This is a genomic window from Streptomyces graminofaciens, from assembly GCF_030294945.1.
Taxonomy (GTDB): Bacteria; Actinomycetota; Actinomycetes; order Streptomycetales; family Streptomycetaceae; genus Streptomyces; species Streptomyces graminofaciens.
In genome coordinates this window covers 7599952-7622023 of record NZ_AP018448.1, presented here as the reverse complement: position 1 = coordinate 7622023, position 22072 = coordinate 7599952, and the positions used below count along the sequence as shown (strand labels likewise).

The 22072-nt window shown below is 71.7% G+C and carries 16 protein-coding genes; 7 read left to right on the top strand and 9 right to left on the bottom strand.

Going from position 1 to position 22072, the window contains the following annotated elements:
• Positions 1–10 precede the first annotated feature (10 nt).
• The 4 genes from SGFS_RS33420 to SGFS_RS33405 form a co-directional block, all read right to left on the bottom strand.
• Positions 11–3130: an AfsR/SARP family transcriptional regulator gene (locus tag SGFS_RS33420; RefSeq protein WP_286255823.1), complete on the bottom strand. Its 3120-nt coding sequence runs from the start codon at positions 3128–3130 to the stop codon at positions 11–13.
• A gap of 408 nt (positions 3131–3538) precedes the next feature.
• Entirely contained in the window at positions 3539–4429 is an 891-nt protein-coding gene (locus SGFS_RS33415; RefSeq protein ID WP_286260185.1) for a glycosyltransferase family 2 protein, read from the bottom strand.
• Between the two features lie 195 nt (positions 4430–4624).
• On the bottom strand, positions 4625–6016 hold the full coding sequence (locus SGFS_RS33410) for a Tat pathway signal sequence domain protein (RefSeq protein ID WP_286255822.1): 1392 nt from the start codon (positions 6014–6016) through the stop codon (positions 4625–4627).
• A 167-nt stretch (positions 6017–6183) separates the two neighbouring features.
• Positions 6184–7050, bottom strand: a complete 867-nt coding sequence (locus SGFS_RS33405) for a carbonic anhydrase (protein ID WP_286255821.1) — start codon at positions 7048–7050, stop codon at positions 6184–6186.
• Between the two features lie 456 nt (positions 7051–7506).
• Here SGFS_RS33405 and SGFS_RS33400 point away from each other — a divergent pair, with 456 nt between their 5' ends.
• Positions 7507–8004, top strand: a complete 498-nt coding sequence (locus SGFS_RS33400) for a cupin domain-containing protein (RefSeq protein WP_286255819.1) — start codon at positions 7507–7509, stop codon at positions 8002–8004.
• Between the two features lie 80 nt (positions 8005–8084).
• Here SGFS_RS33400 and pdxR read toward each other — a convergent pair whose 3' ends face one another.
• Entirely contained in the window at positions 8085–9506 is a 1422-nt protein-coding gene (gene pdxR, locus SGFS_RS33395; RefSeq protein WP_286255817.1) for a MocR-like pyridoxine biosynthesis transcription factor PdxR, read from the bottom strand.
• 47 nt (positions 9507–9553) lie between these two features.
• On the opposite strand from pdxR, the gene SGFS_RS33390 reads away from it, so the two are divergent.
• From SGFS_RS33390 to SGFS_RS33365, 6 genes are all read left to right on the top strand, one after another.
• Positions 9554–10015 (top strand): carboxymuconolactone decarboxylase family protein, encoded by a 462-nt coding sequence (locus tag SGFS_RS33390; RefSeq protein ID WP_286255816.1) that lies wholly within the window; start codon positions 9554–9556, stop codon positions 10013–10015.
• Positions 10016–10122: 107 nt separating this feature from the next.
• Positions 10123–10524: a VOC family protein gene (locus tag SGFS_RS33385; RefSeq protein ID WP_286255814.1), complete on the top strand. Its 402-nt coding sequence runs from the start codon at positions 10123–10125 to the stop codon at positions 10522–10524.
• A gap of 38 nt (positions 10525–10562) precedes the next feature.
• Positions 10563–10760 (top strand): P-loop NTPase family protein, encoded by a 198-nt coding sequence (locus tag SGFS_RS33380; protein ID WP_286255813.1) that lies wholly within the window; start codon positions 10563–10565, stop codon positions 10758–10760.
• A gap of 27 nt (positions 10761–10787) precedes the next feature.
• Entirely contained in the window at positions 10788–12449 is a 1662-nt protein-coding gene (locus SGFS_RS33375; RefSeq protein WP_286255812.1) for a glycosyltransferase family 39 protein, read from the top strand.
• Between the two features lie 161 nt (positions 12450–12610).
• The gene (locus SGFS_RS33370) at positions 12611–13600 is read left to right on the top strand and encodes an MBL fold metallo-hydrolase (protein ID WP_286255810.1); all 990 of its coding nucleotides are present in this window, start codon (positions 12611–12613) and stop codon (positions 13598–13600) included.
• A 430-nt stretch (positions 13601–14030) separates the two neighbouring features.
• On the top strand, positions 14031–17351 hold the full coding sequence (locus SGFS_RS33365) for an AAA family ATPase (RefSeq protein ID WP_350284036.1): 3321 nt from the start codon (positions 14031–14033) through the stop codon (positions 17349–17351).
• Positions 17352–17754: 403 nt separating this feature from the next.
• Here SGFS_RS33365 and SGFS_RS33360 read toward each other — a convergent pair whose 3' ends face one another.
• The 4 genes from SGFS_RS33360 to SGFS_RS33345 form a co-directional block, all read right to left on the bottom strand.
• On the bottom strand, positions 17755–18984 hold the full coding sequence (locus SGFS_RS33360) for a zinc ribbon domain-containing protein (protein ID WP_286255808.1): 1230 nt from the start codon (positions 18982–18984) through the stop codon (positions 17755–17757).
• Positions 18985–19083: 99 nt separating this feature from the next.
• Complete coding sequence (locus tag SGFS_RS33355) at positions 19084–19647, bottom strand: phage tail protein (protein WP_286255807.1); 564 nt, start codon at positions 19645–19647, stop codon at positions 19084–19086.
• Positions 19644–21593, bottom strand: coding sequence for a putative baseplate assembly protein (locus SGFS_RS33350; RefSeq protein WP_286255806.1), 1950 nt, complete (start codon positions 21591–21593; stop codon positions 19644–19646). The genes SGFS_RS33355 and SGFS_RS33350 overlap by 4 nt, the downstream gene beginning before the upstream one ends.
• Positions 21593–22048, bottom strand: a complete 456-nt coding sequence (locus tag SGFS_RS33345) for a GPW/gp25 family protein (RefSeq protein WP_286255805.1) — start codon at positions 22046–22048, stop codon at positions 21593–21595. The genes SGFS_RS33350 and SGFS_RS33345 overlap by 1 nt, the downstream gene beginning before the upstream one ends.
• Between the last annotated feature and the right edge of the window lie 24 nt (positions 22049–22072).

The following is a 22072-nucleotide window of genomic DNA, read 5'->3' as shown; positions in this document are numbered from 1 at the left end:
CCACGTGTGCTCACCGCTCCCCCGCCAGCAGCCCCCGCAGCTCCTTCACCACTGACGAGTCCGTGCCGTCCAGCACCGCGAGAGCCGCCTCCCACTCTCCGCGCGCCTCCTCGCCGCGCCCCAGCGCCCGCAGCAGCAGCCCCCGCTGGTGCCGGGCGAGCGCGGCGGCGTACCGGTCGGCCCTGCGTTCGGCGAGGTCGAGCAGGAGGGCGCACTCCTCGGCCGCCCGCTCCGTCCGACCCAGCGCGCGCAGGGCACGTACGAGCCCGAGCCGGGTCTGGGACTCGCCCTGCCAGTCCTCGTCGTCGCCGAGCACCCGCAGACTCTGTTCGAAACTGCGTACGGCGGCGGCCGGTTCACCGAGCCTGAGCCGCGCGTAGCCGATGTTGCAGTGCGCGGTGTGCCGTACGACGACGCTGTCGGCCAGCTCCCCGAGGGCCAGGCTCCGCTCGTGGTGGGCGATGGCGGCCCGTGCGTCGGTGTGCTTGTACAGATGTCCGAGATGGCTGAAGGTCACCGCCTCGCCGTACGGGTCGCCGAGCTGCCGGGACAGCTCCAGGCTCTGCCGCAGCGTCTCCTCGCTCTCCTCGTACCGCCCGAGGCTCTCCAGGAGCAGCCCCCGGTTGTTCAGACAGCGCCGTACGCAGGACACGACGCCGAGCTTCCGCCACAGCGTCAGGCCCTCGTCGTTGAGGGCGAGCGCCTCCGTGGTCCGGCCGGACATGAAGTGCAGCCCGGCCCGGTCGGTCAGGGCGAACGCCTCGGCCTCGTCGTCGCCGAGCGCCCGCGCCACGTCCAGCGCGAGTTTCCCCAGCACGTCCAGCTCGGCGAGCCGTCCGCCCCGGTGGAGGTACGGGAAGAGGTGCCGGACGAGCGCGGGCACCAGCGCCACAGGCCCGGCGCCCCCGCCCCGGCCGTTCTCCGTACGGGCGCAGCGCTCGACGAGGGCGACGATGTTGGGCAGTTCGCGGTCCCCCCACGCGAACACCTCCTCGGCGGAGGCGAAGGGCGGCCCGCCGGAGACCGTGTCCGAGTCCGACGCCTCCTCCGTCGCGGTCCGCGTCGGCCGCAGCCGTTCCTCCCGCTCGTACCCCGGCGGCAGCAGCACCGACAGGCTCCGCCGCGCCAGCCCCGCATACCAGCGCAGCGCCTGCTCGACGGCGCCACCACCATCCGCCCCGCCGTCGCCGGCGATCTCTCGTGCGAAGTCCCGTACGAGGTCGTGGGGTTCGTAACGGCCGTACGTCGTCTCCTCCAGCAGGGCCACGTCGACGAGCCGGTCGAGGGCGGCCTCGGCGCGGCGCTCGTCGGTGCCGGTGAGGCGGGCGAGGAGGGGCGCGCCGTACGCGGGCAGGTCGAGGGCGCCGATGCGGTGCAGGGCGTGGGCGGCGTCGCGGTCGGCCTGGCGTTCGGAGGCGCGCAGGGCCTCGTGGGCGACGGCGAGGGAGCGCCGGACGCTCAGGTCGTCGTACTCGAAGTGGTGCAGCCTTCCTTCCGTGGCGGCGAGTTGACCGGCGAGCGCGTCCGGGGTGAGGGCGCGGCGGGCCGCGAGGCGGGCTGCGACGACGCGCAGGGCGAGCGGCAGTCGGCCGGTGAGTTCGACGAGCGGGTGGGCGGCGTCGAGCCCTGCCGCACGGCCGGAGGCGGCACGCAGTAACGCCGCGCTCTCCTCGTCCGAGAGGGGCACGAGCGGGAAGCGGTGGGCGCCGTCCAGCGCGGCGAGCGGCGAACGGCTCGTCACGATCACCGCGCACCCGGCGCCGGCCGGCAGCAGCGGCCGTACCTGCGCGGCGTGCGCGGCGTCGTCCAGCACCATCAGCGTGCGGGTCGGCGCGAGCGTGGAGCGGAGCAACGCGGCGGCCGCGTCGGGGTGTTCGGGGATGCGGCGCGGGTCGGTGCCGAGGTCGCGGAGGAGGGAGGCGAGGGCCTGGGCCGGGGTGAGGGGGGTCATGCCGGGGGTTGCGCCGTGCAGGTTCACATAGAGCTGGCCGTCGGGGAAGCGGTCCACGAGGCCGTGTGCGAGGTGCAGGGCGAGAGCGCTTTTTCCTACGCCGGCCATGCCGCTGATGACGACGGGCTCCGCGGCAGCCGGGCGCCTGGGAGCTCGGGAAGAAGTGTGGTTCGGCGAGTGCGGGGCGTCTGTGGCTGATCGCGCCCACGCGGCGGTAGCCACAAGATCGATGCCGCCCCGCGCCCCTGGATGGCTGGGCGGCGCGTCCACGGCGAGGGCACGCCGTAGCTCGGTCAGGACCGCTGCCCTGCCGGTGAAGTGAGCGGGTGGGGGCGGGAGTTGGGCCGGACGAGGTGGCTCCTCGGCCGACGGCGTCGCCGCAGGCCCGGCTCCCGGCTCCCGGAGGATCTCCAAGTGCACCTTCCGCACCGCCGGTCCCGGTTCGACGCCCAGTTCCTCGACGAGGCGGGTGCGCAGGTCACGGTGGACGGCGAGGGCCTCGGCCTGGCGGCCGGTGCGGTGCAGGGCGAGCATGAGCAGCCGGTGGAAGGACTCGCGCAGGGGATGCTCGGCGACGAGCGCGGCGAGTTCGGGGGCGAGGGCGGCGAGCGCCTCGGTCTCGCCGAGGTGGAGTTCCGCCTCGTACCGCCACTCCAGGAGCAGCAGTCGGGCCTCCTCCAGCCGTTGCACGAAGGCCTGTTGGGCGAGGCCCTGTGCGCCGGACTCGGCCGCTGTGAGCCCGCCGAGCGGTGTCCCCCGCCACAGCGCGAGCGCGGCGGCGGACTCGCGCACGGTCCGTGTCCAGTCCCGGTCGGCGTGCGCGGCGCGCGCGGCGGCGGCGTGCGTCTCGAAGACGCGGACGTCCAGTTCGCCCTCGCGGACCCGCAGCAGATAGCCCGGCGGCACCGCCCGCAACCGCTCGGGGTCGTCCAACAGCCTTCGCAGCCGGGTCACATGGTTCTGGAGGGAGGCCTGGGCGGACGGCGGTGGCGCCCCGTCCCACAGCACGTCCTTGAGCGCCTCGACCGAGACGACCCGCCCGGGTTCGAGCAGCAGGGCGACGAGGAGGGCGCGCGCCTTGCCGCTGCCCACGGGACGTGCGCCGCCGTCTCCCGCCGTGCCCGCGTCGTCGTACAAGACCGGCGGACCCAGCAGTCCGAACCGCAGCCCGTCCCGCATAGAACCCGCCCGCTGCCTTCCCGCACCGTGAACCGGGCCCCACCCCCGCGGCGCCAGGGCGCCGACTCCGGTACGGCTCCCTGTGGAGCCGTTGGACTCATGTTAGCGATGTGTTGGCGCGACCTGATGTGATCACTTCATCGGATCCGGTCACGACGGTGCACGCGTACTACGCGTAGCTCGGGGGAGTGTCGCCGCAGCGGCCGGATCCGAGGGATCCAGACGCGGTGCCCCGGTCGGTTGAGGTGAACGACCGGGGCGCTCGTCGTACGCCCGCGCTCACCACGGCCGACAGCCAAGCCACCAGCGGGGCTTGTGGTTCAGTTGACCGACGGTCACCAGCGGGGACTCTGGTTCATTTGACCGGCGGCCGTCAGCGGGGCCTGTGGTTCATTTGACCGGTGGCCGTCAGATGACCGGCGGTCGTCCCAGCCGCGTCAGCCGCCACACCGAGTGCCATCGCATGGGCCGTCGTTCGCCGCCCGAGGTGCGCCAGCCTTCCATGAACCCGCCGAACCACGCCCGCAGTCCGCCGAGCGACCGCATCCGCAACAGGGTGATCAGCACCCACACCCCGAGATGTACGGGGATGAGGAGCAGCGGCAGCCGACGGCGGGCGAGCCAGACGCGGTTGCGGGCGTTGACCCGGTAGTAGATGGCGTGCCGGGCGGGTGAGGTCTTCGGGTGCTGGAGCAGCAGTTCGGGCGCGTAGAGCACGGTCCATCCGGCGTCGACGGCCCGCCACGCCAGGTCGGTCTCCTCGTGCGCGAAGAAGAACTCGGCGGCCCAGTCCCCCGTCTCCTCCAGCATGGCCATGGACAGGGCGTGCCCGCCGCCGAGGAACCCGGTGACCGGCCCGCCGCGCATCGGGTCCTTGGCGCCGACCCTCGGCACATGCCGCCGCTGGGTCTCGCCGTGCTCGTCGGCGATACGGAATCCGACGATGCCGAGCCGTGGGTCGGCGGTGTACAACTCCCCGACCCGCCGCAGCACATCGGCGTCGACGAGCAGCCCGTCGTCGTCCAGTTCGACGACGACATCGACGTCTCCGAACTCGCGCAGCCGCTGGATCGCCACGTTCCGCCCGCCCGGGCAGCCGAGGTTCTCGTCCACCTCGATGAGCGTGACCTCGCCGGGCAGCCCGAGCCGCGCGCCGAAGTCGGGCAGCGGACATCCGTTGCCGACGACGACGATCCGCTCGGGCGCGACGTCCTGCTTGGCGACGGACGCGAGCAACGCGTCCACCTCGGCGGGCCGATTGCCCATGGTCACGACGGCGACCGCGATCCGAGGCCCCATCTGCGCCACGACATCCACCTCATCCCACCGACGACAATGCCCGCGATGCTATCCGTTCACCAGGAGGGCATCCGCCGGATACCGGTTCTCTCCGCACCGTACGCAAGGACGAGCGCATCGAGTGCCTCACCCGCGGCCGGGACGCGATCTCCCGCCGCCCCGACGCCGTAGGGGACCCCTGAACGGCCCGGGACGTCAGGCCTGCAACGGGTTCGACCGCACCGCCGCCATCAGGTACCAGGCCGTCGCGCCAGTGTGCCGGTACGGGTAGTAGCCGAAGCCGAATCCGGTGTCGAGCGGGCTGCTCGCCGAGACGACCCCGGAGCGCTCGGGCAGCGCCCTCCCGCCCACGGTCTGGCCGCCGCCGAGCCGATCCTGGGCGTTCTCGATGGAGCCGAGGAGCCGCCGGGCGCGCGCCTCGTCGCCCCGCGCGCCCCGGTGGCGCAGGGCCAGCGCGAGATGCGCCGTCCCCTCGAACCACACCCCGTTCCGGTCCGGCTTGGGCTGGAACTCGGCGATCGGCGCGTCCTCGTTCGCCACCAGACTGGCGGAGCTGAAGGTGACACCCTCGTACGACTGCCCGGCCGGGACCGTGCTGTTGCGCCGCTCGGCGTGGTCCAGCACGGCCAGTTCGCCCAGCGCCCAGTCCAGGGAGCGCGTGTGAGGGCCCGAACGGCCTTCGAAGGCCAGGTACGTCCAGGTCTGCGTGTCCTCCGGAATCGGCGACTTGTTGATGGTCACCCCGTCGTTCGTGCCGGTGTAGAAGAAGCCCCCGGACGAACCCCCGGCCGGCTCCCACATCCGCCGCACGAACGCCTCGGCCCGGTCGCGCCGCTCCCGCCACACCCGGTCCCCCGTCAGCCGGGCGAGCCGCCCGAAGAGGCAGACCAGGTCGGTGTTGTGCTCGGTGGATGTGAACGGCAGCTTCTCGTTCGCGCCGTTGACCCCGAACTTGTAGCCGCCGAGCGGCTCGTCGGTACGGCCGGTCCGCTCGATCCACTCGCCGATCCGCACCGCGCCCCTGAGGAACCGCCGGGCCCCGGTCCGCCGGGCCAGCGCGCTCAGCGCGATCCCCGCCCACGCCATGTCCCCGACGGCCGTACCCGTGAACCCGAACTGCGTGCCCACGTTGGCGGTCCCGTCCGCCCGCACGAAGCCGTCCGGCTGCGGCACACCGTCGTAGTAGACGTACGGCCCGACGTTGTACGCCTGGCGCAGTCGGCCGTCGTCGTACGCCGGGTCGTGCGCCTGGGCGTAGAGCAGCGCGTCCCCGAGGGCCACGGCCCTGGCCCGGCCGTTGCCCGTACGCACCGCGAGCAGCGCGAGGATCGCGAGCGCGTTGTCGTACGTGAACGCCGTGCTGAACAGCCCCGCCTGGTCGGTGTAGCTCTGCGCGAGCCGCAGCTCGCCGTGGTCCGGGTAGCCGTCCATGGCCGCGGCGAGGAAGGCCTGGCCCCGCCGAAGAGCGGACGCGTCGGCGGCCTGGGCCGCGGCGGCGCCGCCTCCGACCAACGCCACGGCGCCGATACCGAGGCCGGCGCCGACGAGCGTACGACGGCTGAACGCGGGACCTTGCCTGCCGGTCATGGGACTCCCTTGGAACGTACGGGACTTGGTGGGACCTGCCGGGACACAGCTTCGCGCACCGACGCTTTGAGAGCGCTCTCAAGCCTCCGGTGCGCGCTCATTGTGCTGGTACGCCCGGGACGGGTCAACGCCCGTGACGTTCAAGAGGGTTGGTAAGTGTCCGGGGATCACTCGTCCACCACGGTGATCTCGCGGTCGTTCAGCGGCTGGGTCGGCCGGTTGCTCTTCGGGAAGAGCTCCTTGTACGCGGCCACCTCGTCCGGCGCGACCGTCACCGGCTCCTTCAGCACGGTCCACTTGACGCCCTCGGCGCAGGGCGGGGTCGTCAGCGAGCCGTCGTACTGGTATTGGTCGCGGTCGCCCGGCAGGAACGCGGTGAGGTCGATCTCGCCCTCGATCCTCCGCGTCTCGCCCTCCTCGCCCGGCAGCCCCGCGAGCAGGTCGCTGAACGCGGACTTGCCCGCCTTCTCCTCCATCAGCACGCCCACGACGGCGAGGTCGCCGTCCTTGTCGGCGTGCACGAAGTGCACCTCCATCGCGGTGTGCTCACCCTCCTCGGTGTGCTCGCTCGGGAGGTGGAAGTGGAACTGCTTGAGGTCGTACGACGTACCGTCGATCACGATCTCGCTGCCCGCGGAGACATTGGCCTGGATGCTGTGGCCGTTGTTCACCAACTCGGCGGTGACGGGCTTGTAGTCGATGGTGACGGCCTTGTCGACAGCCGCCTCGACGACGTGGGCGCCGTCGTCGTCCAGGTCGATCGGGGACTGCTCCTTGCCCGCCTCGCACGCCTCGAAGTCCTCCGCGAGGGTGGCCCAGTTCGCGGGGCCGTCGGCACCCTCGTACCCCCAGTGGGCGCCTTCCTTCTTCTCCGCGCTCTCCTTCTTCCCGGTCTGGGGGGAGGGGCTGGGGGACGCCGCGCTCCTGGCGTCGTCGCCGCCGTCGCCGTCCCCGCCCGCGCAGGACGTGGCGGTGAAGACGGAGAGGGCGGCGACTCCGGCTATCGCGGCCATGCGTATGACATGGGAAGACATGCTTGTTCCACCTCGCGGAGGTCGAGTGATCCTGGGGTTCGGCCACCCACCGGGTGCCGAACACCACTGTTCGATCCGGTCGAACAAGGCGGAGACAGGCGAGGAACAAGGCAGAGCCAAGCAAGGTAAGAGGACGTACAAGATTGGCCGGCCGGTTCTTGGCAGACGTACAACACCGCAGGTCAGAGGGGGATGTCGGGGAGCCAGCCTCGCACCTGGGGGGCCGGCCCCTCCCCCACTCGCCGCAGGACGATGCGCCGGCGGCGAAACCGGACAGGGCTCGGGCACTGATGGAGAGTCCGGGAACGGAACTCCACGATCCCGGACCCCTCAGCGCTGGATTGACCCATGATTTCTTGCCTTCAATGCACCCTTCTCCGGGTCTTTCCGGAGCCTAGATTCAGTGGTGTCGCCGGGAACACCGGTCGGCGGAACCACTGAGACCCAGGAGTGACCATGACGTTCACCAGTGCTTCGAAGCCGGTTCTCGTCCGCGCCGACGAGGCCGAGACATTGCAGGACGGAGCGACCAGCCTGATCACGCTGCTGGCCGACGCGAACGCCACCGGCAGTGCGCTGACCGCCAACCGCGCGACGCTGCAGAAGGGCTCTCCCGGTGCTCCCGCGCACTTCCACACCCGGGCCACTGAGATGTTCTACGTGCTCAAGGGGTCCATGCGGATCCTGCTCGACGAGCAGGTCCTCACGCTCGGCCAGGGCGACTTCCTGACCGTCCCACCGACCGTGCCGCACGCCTTCGCGCCGGCCCCGGACAGCGAGGCCGAGATGCTCGTCGTCTTCACGCCGGGGATGGACCGGTTCGACTACTACCGGCTGCTGGAGCGGGTGTACCGGGGCGAGGCCTCGGTGCAGGACATCCGCGACAGCTCCGAGCAGTTCGACAACCACTACTTCGAGAGCCCCGTCTGGCAGCAGGAGCTCGCCCGGCGCTGAACCCACGATCCGTACACGGGGGAACCACCCGTACACGGGGAACGAAGGGGCCTGTCATGTCCACCTCGTGGGGACGGGGTTCACGGTGGGGGCGGCAGGATCTGGCAGAGCGCGTCGAGGGCAGCGGCGTACGCGTGGTCGGGCGGGGCCGCGTAGCCGACGACCAGACCGTCGAACAGCGCGGTCCCGGTGGCGGAATGCCGGAAGCCGGCGAGTCCGTCGAGTGCGAGGCCGAGCCAGGTGGCGGCGTTCACGGTGGCTGTCTCGGTGCCTGGGGGCAGCCGCAGCACCGCGTGCAACCCCGCGGCGATCCCGGTGACCTCGATGTGCGGCGCGTGCTCGGCGAGCGCGGCGACCAGGCGGTTGCGGCGGTCACGGTAGCGCTGGCGCATCTGCCGGATGTGCCGGTCGTAGGCGCCGGAGGTGATCAGGTCCGCGAAGGTGAGCTGGTCCACCCCACTGGTCCAGCGCTCGCGCTGGCCCTTCGCCGCAAGGACCGGAGCGACCAGATGCTCCGGCAGTACCATCCAGCCCAGCCTCAGCGCGGGCGACACACTCTTGCTGGCCGACCCGACGTACAGAACGTGGTCGGGGTCCAGCGCCTGGACCGCGCCGATGGGTTCGCGGTCGTACCTGAACTCACCGTCGTAGTCGTCCTCGATCACCACACCGCCCCGAGCACGGGCCCAGTCGACCGCCGCGTTGCGCCGCGCCGGATCGAGGGGCCCGCCGACGGGAAACTGGTGGGCCGGGGTGAGCAGCACCGACCGCACACCGCGGTGCCCGTCCAGTTCCTCCGTTCTCGTGCCCAGCTCGTCCAAGCCGAGCGGCACCGTCCGTACGCCGTCGGCCGCCAGCAGGGCACGATGGAACGCCAGGCCGTACGCCTCGACGGCAACCGTTCCGCGCAGCACACCGCCGCCGAACAGCAGCCGCAGCGCATCGGAGAAACCCGAGCAGATCACGATGCGCTCCGGGCCGGTCCGTACGCCCCGTACACGGGCGAGGTAGTCGGCGAGCGCGGTGCGCAGCTCGATCCGGCCCTGCGGGTCGCCCGGCCCGAAGGCGTCGTGCGGCGCGGCGGTGAGCGCCCGGCGGGTCGAGGTCGACCACGCGTTCCTCGGGAACGACGAAGCATCCGGCTGACCCTGCTTCAAGTTGTGCGCGGGCGTGGCGAACCCCGTGGACGGCTTCTTCGGCACGCGCACCGCCCTGGCGGGTGCGGCGCGCTCCGCGACCCTGGTGCCCGAGCCCTGCCGGGCGGTCAGCCAACCCTCCGCGACCAGTTCCGCGTACGCGTCGGCGGCCGTGTTCCGTGCGATGCCGAGGTCGGCCGCGAGCGACCGGTAGGGCGGCAGCCGGACCCCGGCGGCCAGCCGCCCCTCCTGGATCGCCTCACGCAGGGCCTGGGCGAGGGCGGCCCGGCGCGAACCCGTCCCGGCCAGCTCAAGGTGCAGGTCGGCGCCGATGCGCTCGGCCGAATTGACCCAAGATTCCGACACTTGAAAGCACCTCTCCGGGGGTCTGCCGGGTCCCTAGATTAGTGACCATGACGAACGCCACCGCACCCCGAGTCGACTTCGCCGCCGCCGCGCCCAAGGCGTTCAAGGCCCTCATCGGATTCGATGCCTCGGCCCGCGAAAGCCTCGATCCGGCCCTGGTCGAGCTGATCCAGATCCGCTCGTCCCAGCTCAACGGCTGCGCCTACTGCCTCCACACGCACGTCAGTGACGCCCGCAGGGCTGGTGAGGACGACCTCCGTCTGCACATGGTCGCGGTCTGGCGCGGGACCGAGCACTATTTCTCGCCCAAGGAGCAGGCCGCGCTCGCACTCACCGAAGCGGTCACCCTGATCTCCGTGGGCGGGGTTCCGGACGAGGTGTACGCCCAGGCCGCCGCCGAGTTCGACAACACCGAACTCGCCCATGTCCTCGCGGCCATCTTCTCGATCAACACCTGGAACCGTGTCGCCGTCAGCACCGCCAAGGCCGCCTGCGCGGACAAACACTGACCGCGCACTTCAACTGCCGTACCTGGCAAGGAACTTGAAGCCTCCGAGCCCGCTCGACCACCACTGCTTCGACAGGCCCGCCTCGGGGCCGTACGGGAGTACTCCACATGCTCGACTCCTCCACCCAGGTCAGGATGGCGCGCCCGTCCCGGGACCTCGGCGCCGCCGAACGCTTCTACGTCGAAGGGCTCGGGCTCGATGTCCTGTGGCGGACCACAGAGCGCGTCTCGGGCGAACACGACCTGCTCATGGTCGGCCCGCCCGCCGGGACATGGCACTTCGAGATCACCCACGATCCGGAGAACCCGCTGGAGCCCACCCCCACCGTGGACGACCTCTTCGTCGTCTACCTCGGCACCCCCGTCACCGAGGAGCAGATCGAACGTCTCCTGGCCGCAGGGGGAACCAGAGTCACCGCGCACAATCCGTACTGGGACCAGTACGGAGTGACGATCGCAGACCCGGACGGCTACCGCCTCGTCCTGTGCACGCGCTCCTGGAACGCGTAACACCAGGCAGGTGGCGCGCGTTCGAGAAGCCGTCGCTCGTGCTCGCCGACGAGCCGACCGGCGCCCTCGACCACACCAGTGCGAGCGCTGTCATCGACATCCTCCGGGAGATGAGCGACGCCGGATGCGCCGTCGTCGTCGCCACGCACGACGACCGGGTCCGCGACCGCTGCGACGCGGTCCTCGCCGTGCACGAGAATCCCCGGCTCGGCCACGGCGCCGCACTCTTGCACTAGCCTTCACCCCCGGGGGGATTCAAACGCATGTACCAAAACGGGGTGAAGGCCGGCTCGGCGACGCGTCGCGCGGCCTTGGTGACGGCCGTCGTGCTCACGGGGGCCGCGGCCGCGCAACAGCTCATGATCGGCGTCGGGCTGGGCGGCTGGCTGCCCGGGTGGCAGCCCTGGCCGTATCTGCTCGGCGCGGCTCCGGCCTGGCTGCTGTCCCGCTCCCTGTGGATGAGAGCCGACCTCCCGGAGCCCGTGCAGCGCGTACTGATACCCCTGCGACGTACGCCGGTTGGGGTGTACGTCGCAGGCATACTGCTCCTCGCCGCAGCCGTCTGGGCCTGGCTGCAGGACAAGGAACCACACTTCGCGCACGAGGAAGCCGTCTACGCCAACAAGGCGCGCTCCTGGCTGGACGGCACCCCCGACGCGGGCTGGGGCCTCTACCGCCCCGTCGGCCTCCCGGCCCTCGGCAGACTGGCCCTCGCACTCCACGACGACGTGGGCGCCCTGCGCGCCGTCGCGCTGGTCCTGACCCTGTTCACGCTCACCGTCGTGTATCTGGTCGCCGCTCAGTGGATGTCCCGCCGCCGGGCGGCGACGGTCACGCTGCTGATACTCGGCGGGCTCGGATTCCTGCGCAGACTCCCGGAGTTCCTCAACGACATAGGTTCCACGGGCCTGTTGCTCATCGTCGTCCTCCTCCTGGTCAGGGCGCAGGAGAAGCAACACTCCCGGGCCCTGCTCGTCCTCCCGTTCGTCACGCTGGCCGCCTTCTACCTGCGGTACGGAATCGTGGGAAACCTGCTGGCGATAGCGCTGGCCGCCGTACTGGCCTACGGTCCCCGTGCCTGGCTCGCCCATGGCCGGCACCTGGCCTTCGCGGCGTTCACCCTGCTGCTCGGTCTCCTCCCGCACTTCGTCCACGCCACGAGGACCACCGGCTCACCGCTGGGCATCATCTTCTGGGCGACCGATCAGGCCGAACGCAGCTTCGTCGGCGACGGCCTCCTCTACTACCTCGCGATCTTCCCCTACCGCCTGGCCGGCGACCTGGGAGCGGTCGTCATGGCCGCGGGCCTAGTCGCGATGGGAGCGGCCGTACGCCGCCTCCGCCGCGCCCCGGCCGGCGAGCCGCTCCCGAACGACCGGCGCACAGCCTTCCTGGGCATGTCCGCCGTACTGATCTGCGTCATCCTGGGCACGGTCACGGACGGCGAGCCCCGCTTCATCTACCTCTCGGTCGTCCTCCTCACGATCCTGGGCGTGACCGAGATCGCGGACCGGCTCGGCTCCCTGGCCCCGGGAATACTCACCGCCGTAGCTGCTCTGGCCGCGCTGACCGTCCCGGCAACCGCACAGGTGGTGGCCCACGGCGCGATGCCCGCCCCCGAACACCTGGGCGCCTCCACCATCCCCGTCGCCCGCCAACTCACCTCCGACAAGCCGTGCCTCCTGGTCACCGGCTACGAACCCGAAATGGGCTGGTACTCAGGCTGCGACGCGGTCACCTACCGCCAGTACCGCCACATGAGCCCACCCCCACACACCGAAGTCACCCTCGTCCTCTTCGAACGAGGGCGCCTCCAGCCCGGCCCCACGGCCCTGAAAAAACTGATCGGCGACCACGAGACGACCACCCGCGAAATCCCCACGGGCGGGGCGATCGGCGACGCCACGGTGATCACTCTGCGGTAAGCACTCCGCGCAAGACATGCATGCCGCAGGAGCACCCCGGATCGCGCAGTTCCCCCGCAGTGGGCGCGGAAATACCGTAAAAAGCCGAGTGCCGCCCCGTACGATCGGCCGATATCCGTTCACGTGAGGAACCGTGACACGACGGCATGGGGAGAGCCCGGATGAACGACCGTACCGACCCTCGAATCAGTCACCCTCAACGGCTTGAGAAGGGACATCCGTTCCGCCAGTGGAAGACGTGGAAAATACCCGGGACCGGATTGAGCCTGACCGGGTACTCCCGAGCGAACGACAAGACTTTCTTCCACGTCCCCGAACTGCGATGCAGCCTCGATGCCGGTTTGGCCGAAGGCCGACAGGTGGAAACGGTGTTCTTGACGCATACCCATCTCGACCATTCCAAGGACCTCGATTATCTGGCCGCCAGGGATACGGGTGTTGACATCTATCTGCCGGCCGACGCGAAACCGTATGCGGAGGCCTATCTGCGTGCTTCGAGCGAACTGAACCACGGCGCGGCGTTCGATCCGTCCCTCGCCGGGCAGTGCCGCCTGCACGGCGTGCGATCAGGTGAGGAGTTCTCCGTGGGCCGTCGCGGGGAGTACGCGGTCCGAGTCGTCGAGTGCCTGCACAAGGTGCCGTGTGTGGGCTACTGCTTCGCGGAGAAAAAGAGGGTCCTGAAGCCGGAGTACGAAGAGCTGAAGGCATCGATGGTCGCGGCCGGCCGGGCCAAGGAGTTCGGCCGGATCATCGCTCAGCGACGCAAGGACGGTGATGACACAGTCGACCAGGAGGTCCGCCGCCCCCTCTTCGCCTTCCTCGGAGACACGCACGCAAGCGTGTTCACACTGAACCCCTGGCTGTTCGATTATCCAGTCATCATCACCGAGTGTACGTATCTCGACGATGCCCAACTCACCCGAGCACAGCAGGTCGGACACACCGTGTGGAGCGAGCTCCGTCCGGTGGTCCAGGCGCACCCGGAGAACCTGTTCGTGCTGACCCACTTCAGCCTGCGCCATTCCGACCGGGAGATCGTCGAGTTCTTCCGGAAGGAACTGGAGAGCGGAGCGGTCGAGCATCTCGACAACGTCGTGCTGTGGGTACATCCCGAAAGCTATCTGAACGAGCAGCACCAGCACGGCGGATGACAGAGCTTCCGGGCCGCGGAGACCGCTGCCGTACTGCGCCGCGACGGGCCGGCAGCGGGATCGGCAGCGCGGATCGGCGACGCGTAGGCCAAGGAGCGCGTCCGCGCCGAGGAGCGCGCCGGCGCCGAGGGCGGGAGGAACCCGAGTCGCATGACCCACGTGTTGTCGACCGCGTTGTCGATTCCCCACCGCCCAAAGCCTCGGGAGACGACGCCGACGCGCATCCACCTGAACACGCCGGGCCGTCCCGCGCTCAGACGTCCGGGGTACTGACGAAACGTCCGGAAACAGCATCCGGCAAGGCCGGGGGAGCTATATTATGCTGCGGCCATGTCAGTTATTCGGGGCACTGGGCGGTTATGGTGCGGACCACCCGACGGTAGGGCGCAGGGGAACGCGCTGACGCAGCCGGACGGGAATCGCATGATTCATGCGACCGTTTCCCCGTCGCATGAATGAAACACCAAAACCGCCCCAAGAGGGACGCGAAGCCCAAAGGCAGGGAATTCTCCAGGCCCTCGGCGACGCCGCGGGCGGCACGCCCACCGCTCTTCTGGTGGAGGGCGAGGCAGGGATAGGGCGCAGCACCCTGCTCGCCGAAATGGCCAAGCATGCCGAGAACGTCGGCTTTTCCGTGGCGCATACCCGACTGCCCCCGGCCGAAAGTCAATCGGCCTACAGCACGGTGCGGCGGTTGCTTCACTGTCTCCAGTTGCCGCGGCCACGCAATTCACCGGGCGGGGAAGGGGCCCCGGTCTCGTTGTCGAGTCCGGGGCCCGACTACCTAGAGTTCGAGCAGGCCTTGGCCGTGGCATCGGACGGCGCTCCGACCCTGCTGGTCCTGGACGATCTCCACTGGTGCGACGGGCCCTCGCTGCACTGGCTGGGCCGCATGGTGAACCAGGGCCGTACTCCCCAGGTGACGCTGTTGGGGAGTGCGCGGACGGGGGAGGCCGTTGCCGCGCCGGCGCCGTTCGGCGATCTCGCCGACCACTGTCGGCGCACCGCCCTCGTCGGCCTGGCCCCCGCGACTGTCGAGCGGCTCGTCCGGTCCGCCCTGCCCGAGGAATGCGACCCGGGATTCCTGCGTGCGGTCGTACGCGAGACCGGAGGCAATCCCCGCCTGCTGTGGTCGCTGCTCGACGAACTCATCGGGCACGGAGCGACACCGGACGAGGAGACCGGTCGGCATCTGGCCCGGTACGCGCCCGAGTCCGCGGCCGATGACGCCTACGCGCGGATGCGCGGCCTCGGCCAGTCCGCGGTGTCGATGGCCCAGGCGGTCGCCGTGCTGCACGAACACGCGGAACTGGCGATCGCCGCGCGTCTGGCCGGTCTGACCGGCTCGGAGGCGACGCACGCCGTCGACCGACTGGTCCGCCGGCAACTGCTGGTGAACCAGCAGCCCCTGGCGTTCCGCCGTCCCCTCATCGCGGCAGCGATCGAGCGATTCCTGCCCGTCAGCACCGCGGACACACTGCACTCCCGTGCCGCCCGGGTGTTGCACGAGACGGGGGCGGAGAAGGCGGAGGTGGCGGAACACCTGTTGCACACCAGCCCCGGGATCGACGCCTGGGCCGGCGAGATACTGCACGACGCCGGCGTCGACGCGATGGCCGCGGGCAGACCGCGAGCCGGCGAGCGCTATCTGCGGCGTGCCCTGCGAGAGCCTCGGCCGTGGGCGCCACGGGCCTGTCTGCCCCCCGACTCGGCCGAGTCCTCGCGGGAGGAGGCGGCCTGCGTCGACATCGCCAGCCATCTGGCCGGCGCCCTGCTGATGTTCGGTCGCGCGGAGGAGGCGCGGACGGTGCTGGACCGCACGGCGCTGCGGTTGGCGAGGGTGGAGTCGTTCGCTGTGCGCCTTGAGGCACAGGCCATGGTCACGGCCCTGGTGGACATGTCGCCCGCTGTGGAGATGAACCGGCGTGCGGCCGGCCTGAGCGCCGGGGAGTGGCAGGACACGATCGCACGGCAGTGCCTGGACACGGTCCGCGCCGTGCAGTGCTGCCGCCACGGTGGCTCGGCGGACGAGGCACGGGCGCTGGCCCTCGGCGTCCTCGCCGCGCCCATGCCGGGTCACTTCCTCGACCGCATCCTGTACTGGGCGAACGTGATCACGCTGGGCCGGATCGAAGAGGACGACCTGGCACTCCACTACTGCGACCTCGGGACCGCCCAGGCCGACAGCGAGGGTGACCAACTGGGCTCGGCGATCGCGCACGCGGTGCGGTGCAGACTCCTGTACTGCGTGGGACGGCTCGGCGAGGCGGTGGAGGCGGCCAGGAGCGCCACCATCCTGCTCAAGCGGTCGGGCGTGGACGTGAAACTGTTCGCCTGGTTGCAGGAGCAGAGCCTGCTGGCGCATCTCCTCGTCGAGCGGGGCGAGACGGCCGAGGCGGCCCGGCTGCTCGGGGCCGAGGCCGGTCCCGAGCAGCCGGGCCGGCCGCGGTCCCACCCCGAATTCGGATCCGGGCGGGGCCATCTGCTCCTGGCACGGGGGGACGCGCGCGGAGCGATGGCGGAGTTCCTCGACTACGGTGCGCTGCTGCTGAGCCACAACATCCGCGGGGTGTCCTACGGTGCCTGGCGGTCCTGGGCGACGCGGGCGTTCGCGGCGCTCGGCGATCGCGGGCACGAGAGCGAGCGCGCACGCCGACTGGCCGAGGAGGAGTTGGCGCTCGCGCGCCGCTGGGGCCGTCCGAAGGCGATCGGCACCGCCCTGCATGCCTGTGCCCTGGTGGCCGACGCCGAAGACGGGCTGCGCCTGTTCGAGGAGGCGCGGGCCGCGCTGGGCGGTCCGCACGCGCGGCTGCCGCTGGCCCGGGTGCTCACCGATCACGGTACGGCCCTGCGCCGCCTCGGACGTCACCGGGAGGCGGTCCCGCTGCTGCGCCGGGCCGCCGAACTCGCGGCGGCGTGCGACGCCGTGCCGCTGGCCGAACGGGCCGACACCGAGGCGCGCCTCGCCGACGCGACGGCCGGCGGACCGGTCACGGCTCCGAAGCCGGTGCGACTCACCGCTCCGCCCGCCGCTCTGGCGGGTCCACGACTGGAGATCCGCTGTTTCGGGGTGTTCCAGGTACGGCGCGGAGGCCGCCGACTGGACTGTTCGGCGCTGCGCCCCAAAGTCCGTGCCCTGTTGCAGTTGCTGGCCATCCACACGCCGCGGCTCGTGCACCGGGAGCACCTGCTCGCCGCGCTCTGGCCGGACCTGAAACCGGAGGCGGGCATACGCAATCTGCAGGTGGCCATCTCCCACCTGCGCGGCTTCCTCGAACCCGAGGCCGGGCGCGGCGACCACCGGCTTCTGTTGCGGGACGGCGAGTCCTACCGCATCGCCCTGTCGCCCGGCGACGAGAGCGACGTCCGGGAGTTCGAGCGTGCCGTCACCGACTGGCGGCGCATCCGGGACACCGGACGCACGAAGGAGATCGCCGACACCCTGCGGGCCGCTCACCGCTGGTACGCCGGGAGCCTGCTGCCCGAAGTCGGCCCCACCGAGTGGGTGGTGCCGGAGCGTCGGCGGCTGCGTATACGGGCCGCCGACGTCGCCGGTGCGCTGGCGGAGGTGGAACTGCTCCTCGGGCGCCCGGTCGAGGCCTCCGAAGCGGCCCGGCGCAGCCTTGAGCTGGACCGGTACCGCGACCGTTCGTGGCAGTTGCTGGTCGCCGCCCATCGCGAGGCCGGGAGCACGGCGGCGGCGGAGCGGGCGCAGCGCGAGTACGAGCGGGTGATCCGCGCCCTCGACTGAGGGGCAGATCGCGTTTCGCGCCGTGGCGGAGCCATGGGGCCCATGGGTCCCGCGGCGGAACCATGGGTCCATGGCCGGGCGGCCGGGGCGTGGGTGTTCGTCCCCGTCTCCGCGGGGACGGCACCGCCGCGGCTCCGCGGACGAACCGCGCACGCGGGGACGGCACCGCCGCCGCCCGCCGCGCCGGTTCGTCCGCGGAGCCGCGCACCGCGTGGCGGGATGCCGTCGACACGCGCCGGGATGCCGTCGACACACGGCGGGATGCCGTCGACACGTGGCGGGATGCCGTCCACACGTGGCGGGATGCCGTCCACACGTGGCGGGATGCCGTCCACACGTGGCGGGATGCCGTCCACACGTGGCGGGATGCCGTCCACACGTGGCGGGATGCCGTCCACGCACCTCACGACCGTGTGAAGAATTCGAGTTCACCCACGGCGGCAAGGCGCCCAGGGGCTTCGCCATAGGACGAGACGATGGTCAGGCGGATGCGGGTCACGTCCGGAATGCCCAGCTGGAAGTCTTGTGAGCCGTGCTTGTCCTGGAGCTTGATTCGCCGGGTGACGGTCTTGCCGCCCTCGACCCAGGCGGTCAGTTCGAACGCCGAGGGCCGCGCCTGCTTGAGGAAGTCGTCCTGCCGCTCGGAGGCGCCGGAGAGCACGACGAGGTGGAGCAGGTCGAAGCCGCCGGAGAATTCGGCCTCCACCCACTGTCCCTTGGCCGGGTTCTTCGGTGCCCACCAGTTGGTCCAGGTGCCATCGGCCGCGTGGGCGGCCGGATGGCCGGCGGCGCTGCTGGAGGCCTTGACGGTCTTCGGGGTGACGGGTGTGGGCTTGGCGACGCGATCGCTGACGCCGCCCAGCAGCCGGGAGGCGTAGGGCGACGACAGATAGAGCCCGCCGCCGAGCACGCAGAGGGCGAGGAGCACGCCGATCGCCCGGCGGGCCTTGGCCCAGCCGCCGTTACGGCGGCCCAGCCGCCGCCGACGGCGGCGATCGCGGAGACGGCGTGCCAGCCGCTGCCACCAGGGGGAGCGCGCCTGGGCGGCGGGGACCTCGAGCGCGTTGCCGCAACGGCGGCAGAAGCGTCGGCCCGCCGGGTTGGCGGTGCCGCACTCGGCACACGCCACGTCGTCCGGTGAGGGGACGTGTCCGTCCACGGCGCCGTGCCGCCGCCCGACACGCTCCAACGTCGGTTTGGCGGGGCGCACCGCGCCCGCCGCTTCCGCGGCACCGGGGTCCGGTGAGGCGGTCGTCGGCGCGACCGAATCCTCAGGCGTGGACGCGGCCGTCCGCACCGTGGGGGTGGGGGCCGTATGCCGAGGTGTGACCGCGGTGACCGTGCCCCCCGCGGCGGCCGTGCCCTCCGCGGCGACCGGTATCTCCGCGGCGATCGGGATCTCCGTGGCGACCGAGGTCTTCGTGGCGACCGAGGTCTTCGTGGCGACCGAGGTCTTCGACGGCGGCGTGGCCGCGGGACCGGCCGGACCGGCTGGTCCGGCCGGACCGGCCGGCTCCTCCTCCGCCACCGGCGTCTCCGTCCGCTCGCGGCCCCAGGCAGTAAAGGCGCCGCAGGCCCCGCAGAAGTCGTCGGCGTCCTCCTGCGGCGCACCGCACTGCTCGCATGTAGCCACTTGCGTAGGTTCTCCGTTCTTGCGGGGCTCCTGCCGGACGGCGGGGCCCGTTTGACTTGGATTCCTGGCGTGCCGTCCGCACCCGGGCCCGTATCCGTCCTACTGCTGGGGCTCGGTGACGACCTCGACGGTGCACGGGACATGGGCGGGGCGGTTGGCGTCGACCAGCGCCCGCAACTCCCGCAGGGGTACCGCTGCCGGGTCGACGACCCGGACCCGGACCGTCAACGACGGTTCGGCCGGGTCGTCGAACGTCCCGCCCGGGGTCGGTGACCAGGTGGTGCCGCCGCTGTCCGTGATCTGCGCCTCGACGCCGAATACCAGCCTTATCTGCTCGGCCAGCCCTCGCGCGGTCCCGCGCAGGCCGTGCTGCCGGACCGCTCCGGCCACCAGCTCGCGGCGGCGCGCGGCCGGCGAGCGGGGCGGGGAGTCAGCCGCCAGCCAGCCGCCCAGCCAGTCGACGAAGTCCTCCGGAGCGAGCCGGGGATCCCAGTAGGCGGGGAGACAGTCCAGGCAGGACAGGACCGGGGCGAGTACGTCGTCGAAGGCCGCGACCATACGTCGGGCGAAGTCGTCGTCGGCGTAGAGGAGAGGCAGCCGGTCGCCGAGAGGCAGCGGCGAGTCCAGTCCGGACACGGCCCGGCGGGCCGAGGCGCCGCTCACCGTTCCTCGGCCAGGAGTTGGTGTTCGAAGGAGGTCACCAGCGCGTGCGGGCCCACCTCGATCCGGTCGGTCGGAGTTCCCCGGCGTCCGGTGAGCGGGTCCGCAGGGAACAGGCGCAGGTCGTCGACGAGTGCCACTCCGGGCACCGCCTGCAGCACCGCGTGCGCCTCGCCTGCCTGGACCGGGCGGCCGAAGGGCCAGCCGCCGCCGTCCGGCCCGCCGACGAGCGGGTCGAAGTAGCGGTAGAGGGCGTCCAGCGCGCGGGCGCGCACCTGGGCGGCCGAGGCCCCGGGCTCGGCGGCGAGCCGGGCCACGACGGTCACCCCCTGGTACAGCGGCGGTTCGACCATCAGCCGGGTGCCGATCGGACGCCGCTCGTCCAGGTACCGGGCGATGTCGTCGAGCATCCGCTCCGGCGGGACGAGCTGCTCGATCCGCAGCCGGTCTCCGTCCGGCGACACCTGGGGGACGACCAGCACGCGCACGGCGCCCGCGGGTGCCCCGTCCCCGGCGGCCACGGCGCGGATCCGGGCCGCCGCCGGGGCCGCCCGGCGGGCGAGCGACTCGATGTCGCGTGCCGTCACGGCCCGGTCCTGGGAGCTCAGTTCGATCGGGCCGCGCAGTTTGGCGTTCTCGACCGACTCGCCGTCCCGGCCGCCCGAGGCGGCCTCGCGGTTGTCGATCCTGGCCACGTACGGGATGGAGCTGCGCAGCACGGTCAAGGTGTGGGCCGCGACGTTGCCGTGCCGTCCGCCACCGGTGCGGTAGCGGCGGATCCGGACCTGGGCGCCCTTGGGCGGCACCGCGCCGCAGCGGCGCAGCGAGCCGTCGGGGTCGCGCACCCCGGGCCCGAAGGCCACCTCGCCCAGGGTCCGGTCGAGACGGACGTGGCGATCGCCCGGCCCGCTGGCGCCGAACGACTCGACCTCGGTCCACTCCTCCCAGCCGCCGTCCTCGCCGGAGACCTCGACGACCAGGGGCTCCTCGTCCGGCAGCACCGGCGGCCTGGCGACGGCGAATCGCTGGCCGGGCACCCCTTCCGTCTCGCCGAGCCGCTCACCGGACACCAGTTCGCCGTGGACCGCCCCGACGGTGCCCCCGATGGTGAACGCCGTGGCACCGTGCAGCACCGGGGAGGAGGCGTAGAACGGCTGGTCGGTACGAGGGGTCAGGACCCGGCAGCGCAGCCACCCCGCTCGGCGGGCGGCGATGGGTGCGAGCGCGTGGCCGCCCGGCACGTGCAGGATCACCTCACCGGGCCGGTTGAGCCCGCCCGTGTCGTCCCGCTCCACCTCGCAGGGATGCCAGTCCGCTCCGTCGAAGGCCTCCCAGATCAACGGCGGACGGCGCGGGTCGACGCCGATCCCCTCCACCCGGCTGTCCAGGCGCAGGACCACCGCGCAGTGCGGGACGGCGGCGGAGAGACCGATGAGCAGGGCGTCCCCGGGGACCGGTTGGGTCTGGAAGCAGCCGATGTCGCGGCCGTCGGCGAGGTCCTCGGTCCGGTCGGTGGCTCGCGCCCCGTCGGCCTGGGTGAGCAGGTGCGCGAGCGAACAGGGCACGACGGCCAGATCGGCGGTGGTGGCGAAGACCAGGGCGTCCTCGGTCTCCGTGCGCACCGTCGCGATCTCGGTGTTCTCGGGCAGTACCACCGTGCCCTGCTGCGGTGCGGAGAGCCAGAAGGTGACATCGGTGCGGGCCGGGACCGGCGGGAACAGGGTGACCCCGATGAGGTCCAGGAAGGCCAGATAGCTCTTCTCGGGAACCCGGTTGAGCCGGTAGAGCAACTGATCGGTCATGTGCGCGAACGCCTCGATCAGGGTGACCCCGGGGTCGGAGACGTTGTGGTCGGTCCACTCCGGGCAGCGCTGCTGGATGAAGCGCTTGGCTTCGTCGACCAGCTGCTGGAAGCGGCGGTCGTCGAGGTTGGGGGCGGGCAGGGTCATCAGCGGACTCTCTCCTGGATGCTCGGCGCCGCCCCGTCACCGGAGCCGGCCGGGGGCGCGTCGTGCGAGGGGATGACATAGAACGGGAAGACGAGGTTGCGCGGGTTGTTGGTGCCCCGGACGGTGTAGCGCACGTCGATGTAGAGGGTTCCGGCGTCGCTGCCGTCCGGGGTGACGACGACGTCGGCCAGCTCGATCCTCGGCTCCCAGCGGTCGAGGGAACTGCGTACCTCGTAGGCGAGGCGCCCGGCGGTGTCCTCGTCGGCGGGCGCGAACACATGGTCGTGGATCCGGCAGCCGAACTCGGGGCGCATCGGGCGCTCCCCCGGGGCGGTGCCGAGGATGATCCGGATCGACTCGGCGATCTCACGGTCCCGGGTGACCAGGGCGATGCCCCCGGTGGCGTCGGTACGCAAGGGGAAGGCCCACCCGGCCCCGACGAACTGTTCGGCCATTGCTCAGCTGCTCCACTCTCCGGG

Coding starts and splice junctions, on each gene's coding strand:
- SGFS_RS33390 (WP_286255816.1), top strand. CDS start 9,554: ATGACGAACGCCACCGCACCCCGAGTCGACTTCGCCGCCGCCGCGCCC.
- SGFS_RS33410 (WP_286255822.1), bottom strand. CDS start 6,016: ATGACCGGCAGGCAAGGTCCCGCGTTCAGCCGTCGTACGCTCGTCGGC.
- SGFS_RS33400 (WP_286255819.1), top strand. CDS start 7,507: ATGACGTTCACCAGTGCTTCGAAGCCGGTTCTCGTCCGCGCCGACGAG.
- SGFS_RS33415 (WP_286260185.1), bottom strand. CDS start 4,429: ATGGGGCCTCGGATCGCGGTCGCCGTCGTGACCATGGGCAATCGGCCC.
- SGFS_RS33420 (WP_286255823.1), bottom strand. CDS start 3,130: ATGCGGGACGGGCTGCGGTTCGGACTGCTGGGTCCGCCGGTCTTGTAC.
- SGFS_RS33370 (WP_286255810.1), top strand. CDS start 12,611: ATGAACGACCGTACCGACCCTCGAATCAGTCACCCTCAACGGCTTGAG.
- SGFS_RS33375 (WP_286255812.1), top strand. CDS start 10,788: ATGTACCAAAACGGGGTGAAGGCCGGCTCGGCGACGCGTCGCGCGGCC.
- SGFS_RS33345 (WP_286255805.1), bottom strand. CDS start 22,048: ATGGCCGAACAGTTCGTCGGGGCCGGGTGGGCCTTCCCCTTGCGTACC.
- SGFS_RS33350 (WP_286255806.1), bottom strand. CDS start 21,593: ATGACCCTGCCCGCCCCCAACCTCGACGACCGCCGCTTCCAGCAGCTG.
- SGFS_RS33365 (WP_350284036.1), top strand. CDS start 14,031: ATGCGACCGTTTCCCCGTCGCATGAATGAAACACCAAAACCGCCCCAA.
- SGFS_RS33385 (WP_286255814.1), top strand. CDS start 10,123: ATGCTCGACTCCTCCACCCAGGTCAGGATGGCGCGCCCGTCCCGGGAC.
- SGFS_RS33405 (WP_286255821.1), bottom strand. CDS start 7,050: ATGTCTTCCCATGTCATACGCATGGCCGCGATAGCCGGAGTCGCCGCC.